Genomic DNA, 4143 nt, shown 5'->3' on the forward strand with positions numbered 1-4143 from the left:
ACCTCGACGACCTCGACGCGGCGAGCGGCCTCGACGCGCTCCGGACCTGGCTGGCGGCGTCGGAGGCCGCACCGCGGCGCGCGGCGGAGGCCCGCGCAGGGGGCGCAGGGGGTCCGCTCACGCTCGGGTTCGTCTGGGTCGGACCGCCCGACGACGCCGCGCCGTTGGTCGCGCAGCTGGACGGCCTCGGGACCCCGCTGGCCCGACGTGTCACGCCGATCAGCTACCTCGACCTGCAGCGACAGTCGGACGTGGGAGCGGCGCACGGCTTCCGGCGCTACGCCAAGAGTCACTACGTCCGGGAGCTGCCCGATGCGGCGCTCGAGGCGTTCCTCGCCCACACCGAGGCGGACGTGGGGGCGGCGAGCCTCACGGCCTACGGCGGCGCGGTCGCGGACGTCGACCCGGACGCCACGGCCTTCGCGCACCGCGACACGCGGTTCGAGTACGACGTCGGCGCCAGGTGGGCGGACCCGGCCGATGACGAGGGCCACGCCGCGACGTGCCGGCGGCTCGCCGCGACGATCGAGCCATGGAGCGTCGGGGTGTACGTCAACGCGCTCGGGGCCGAGGGTGCCGCGGGCGTGCACCGGGCGTACGGAGCGGCCACGTACGCACGGCTCCAGGAGGTCAAGGGAGCCTGGGACCCGGACAACGTCTTCCGGCACAACCAGAACATCCCACCGGCGTGAGCCGGTCCGGGCGACCGGTCCTCTCGCAGTCGTCGGAGCGCGACCTCACCCCTTGTCGTGCGAGCGGTACTCCGTGGGGCTCATGCCGTGGATCCGCCGGAACTGCCGGGAGAAGTACAAGGGGTCGCTGAAGCCGACCTGGGCGCTGATCGACGCAACCGAGCGGTCGGTGGTGTCGAGGAGCTCGCGTGCGGTGCCCATCCGGAGACGGGTCTGGTACTCCAGGGCGCCGTAGCCCGTGGCGCGTCGGAACAGCGCCGAGTAGTGGGACACGCTCAGCCCTGCCATGCCGGCGAGGTCTGCCAGCGAGATGCGAGTCGAGACGTTCGCGCGCAGGTGCTCGAGCGTCGCCTCGATCGGGTCGGCCTGCTGCCTGCTGATCGTGCGACGGTCGGCCGCCAGGAGCGCCATCGCATGCCAGGCAGCGCCGGAGGACGCCAGCAGCGTGGCCATGGTCTCGTCGCGCTCCATGCGCCGGATGATCGTGTCGATCAGCGAGACGACGCGCGCCGGGTCGCTCAGGCCCAGGACCGGCTGGTCCGGCGTGGCGCCCATGGCTGCGAACAGCGACGGGACCTGCTGGCCGACGAGGTGCACCCACCAGATGGTCCAGGGGTCTGCGGCGTCCGCCTCGTACCTGTGCGGCAGGCCTGCGGGGATCGCGAGCGCCTGCCCCGCCCGCACCTGGTGGACGCCTGAGGGCAGCGTGCAGGTCCCCCGCCCCGCCGCGCAGACGATCACCACGTGCTGCGCCGCCCCGTTCTTGCGGGCACGTCCGTGCGACGAGGCCCGGGGGAAGTAGCCCACATCGGTGACGAGCAGCTGCGACATCGGTGCCGACGAGAGTGCCTCGGCGACCAGTGGTCGCGGGAGGACCCGCATGCGCTGACCGGGGAACCCTTCGCGCCGGCGAGGCTGCGGCTCAGGCATCGGATCCATTGATTCGTCCATATCCGTCGAGGGAACTGCCATTCTGCACCCCCGTGGCCGGACCGTAGCGTCCTGCACATGCTCGAAGAAGAGTCCCGCCTGGACCTCCCGGCCGTGCCCGACGACCTCGTGGGTCAAGGCGTCGCCGCATGGCGCCAGCCGGTCACGATCGACACGTACATGCCGGATCCGGCAGACCGCTACCCGGCGTTCCTGGAGAACCGCGTCTACCAGGGCTCGTCGGGCCGCGTCTACCCGCTGCCGTTCCACGAGCGCATCAGCCCCACCAAGGCCCCCCACTCGTGGGACGCCATCCACCTGGAGAACTCGTGGATCCGGCTGATGATCCTGCCGGAGCTCGGTGGGCGCATCCACGTCGGGATGGACACGACCAACGGGTACGACTTCTTCTACCGGAACAACGTCATCAAGCCGGCTCTCGTCGGCCTCGCGGGTCCGTGGCTCTCCGGCGGCGTCGAGTTCAACTGGCCGCAGCACCACCGCCCCGCGACGTTCCTGCCGGTCGAGGCGACGATCGAGCACGAGGCCGACGGTGCGGTGACGGTGTGGTGCTCGGACCACGACCCGTTCGCCCGGATGAAGGGCATGCACGGCATCCGCCTGCGGCCGGACTCGTCGGTGATCGAGCTGCGCGCCCGCCTGTTCAACCGCACGGACGAGGTCCAGACCTTCCTGTGGTGGGCGAACGTCGCCGCGGCCGTCAACGACGACTACCAGTCGTTCTTCCCCACCGACGTGCACGCCGTGGCGGACCACGCCAAGCGCGCGGTGACCGCGTTCCCCGCAGCTGATCGCCCGTACTACGGGATCGACTACCAGGCCCGCAAGGACGCCGAGCACCCGGACGGCGACAGGATCGACTGGTACCGCAACATCCCGGTGCCCACCTCGTACATGGCGCTCGGCACCCGGTCCGACTTCTTCGGGGGCTACGACCACGGCCGCCGCGCGGGCTTCGTGCACTGGGCTGACCACCACATCGCGCCCGGCAAGAAGCAGTGGACGTGGGGCAACGGTGCGTTCGGCAAGGCGTGGGACGCGAACCTCACGGACACGGACGGGCCCTACGTCGAGCTCATGGCCGGCGTCTTCACCGACAACCAGCCGGACTTCGCCTTCCTGGCCCCCGGCGAGACGAAGACGTTCAGTCAGTACTGGTACCCGATCCAGGAGACCGGTCCGGTCCACGAGGCCAGCCTCGAGGCCGCCGTGCGGCTCGACGCCACGCCGGGAGCGGCGTCGACCGACATCCGGGTGGCCGCTGCGGTCACCCGCGTCCGCGACGGGGCCACGGTCCGGGTCACCGGACCCGACGGCGAGACGTTGTGGCAGGCCACGGCGGATGCCGCACCAGACCGTCCGATCGTGCATGCCGCGCAGCTCGCCGGAACGTGGCACCCCGAGGACCTGACCGTCGTCGTGGAGCACGACGGCGAGGAGCTGCTTGCCTGGCGGCCCCATGCGACACACACCCTTCCCGACCTCCCCGAGCCTGCGCAGGAGCCGGTGGCACCGCGGGACGTGCCGTCCGTCGACGAGCTCTACCTCACGGGTGTCCACCTGGAGCAGTACCGCCACGCGACGCGCTCACCGGAGCCGTACTGGCTCGAGGCGCTGCGGCGCGACGAGGGCGACCACCGCTCGCACACCGCGCTGGCGGCGCGGCGGTACCGGGCCGGGCAGTACGCCGAGGCAGAGCACCACCTGCGCGCCGCGTTGGCGCGGCAGACACGCCTCAACACCAATCCGGCCGACGGCGAGACGGCCTTCCGCCTCGGGCAGGTGCTCGCGCGGACCGGCCGCACCGACGAGGCCTACGAGATGTGGGGCAAGGCGCAGTGGAACCAGGCGTGGCGGGGGGCGGCACACCTGGCGATGGCGCGGCTCGACGCAGCACGCGGTCGCGACCGCTCCGCTCTGGACCACGCCCGCGTCGCGGCTGTCGCCGACGCCGACCACCTCCAGGCTCAGTCGGTGCTGGCCGTCCTGCTGCGACGTGCCGGCCGCGACGCCGAGGCCGCCGAGGTGCTTGCCCGTGCCCTCGACCGGGACCCGCTGGACGTCTGGACCCGCGACCTGGCGGGCATGGACGTCGCCACCGACGCCCCCACGCTGCTCGACGTCGCCCTGGAGTACGACTCTCTCGGCTCCTGGAGCGACGCCGTCCGGCTGCTGGAGGTCGCCGCCACAGTCGAGCCCACCCCGGGTCAGGTCGAGGTTCGGCCGCTCGTGCACCTGCACGCTGCCCGAGTTCTCGAGCGAGCCGGCGACCGCGCGGCGGCCGAGCGGCACCGCGACCTGGCGCGCACGGCACCCGTCGAGCACTGCCTCGCCTCGCGGCTCGACGACGCCGATACGCTGAGGGCCCACGTGGCGAGCCATCCGGACGACGCACGTGCGTGGGCGATCCTCGGTCACTGGCTGAACTTCCAGCGCCGCCACCTCGACGCGATCGACGCGTGGCGGACCTCCGCGGACCTCGACCCGAGCGACCCCGTCG

3 protein-coding genes are annotated in these 4143 nt (G+C 72.3%); 2 read left to right on the plus strand and 1 reads right to left on the minus strand.

Annotation, left to right across the window (positions count from 1 at the left end):
- On the plus strand, positions 1–692 hold a 692-nt coding region (locus AC1DUQ_RS18685), incomplete at its 5' end, for a BBE domain-containing protein (protein ID WP_477074323.1).
- Between the two features lie 45 nt (positions 693–737).
- Here AC1DUQ_RS18685 and AC1DUQ_RS18690 read toward each other — a convergent pair.
- Positions 738–1574 (minus strand): helix-turn-helix transcriptional regulator, encoded by an 837-nt coding sequence (locus tag AC1DUQ_RS18690; protein WP_477062088.1) that lies wholly within the window; start codon positions 1572–1574, stop codon positions 738–740.
- 126 nt (positions 1575–1700) lie between these two features.
- Between AC1DUQ_RS18690 and AC1DUQ_RS18695 the strand changes: the two genes are divergently transcribed.
- The coding region (locus tag AC1DUQ_RS18695) for a DUF5107 domain-containing protein (RefSeq protein ID WP_477074324.1) at positions 1701–4143 on the plus strand (2443 nt) is incomplete at its 3' end.

It is taken from the genome of Cellulomonas sp. P4_B5_2 (assembly GCF_056402235.1).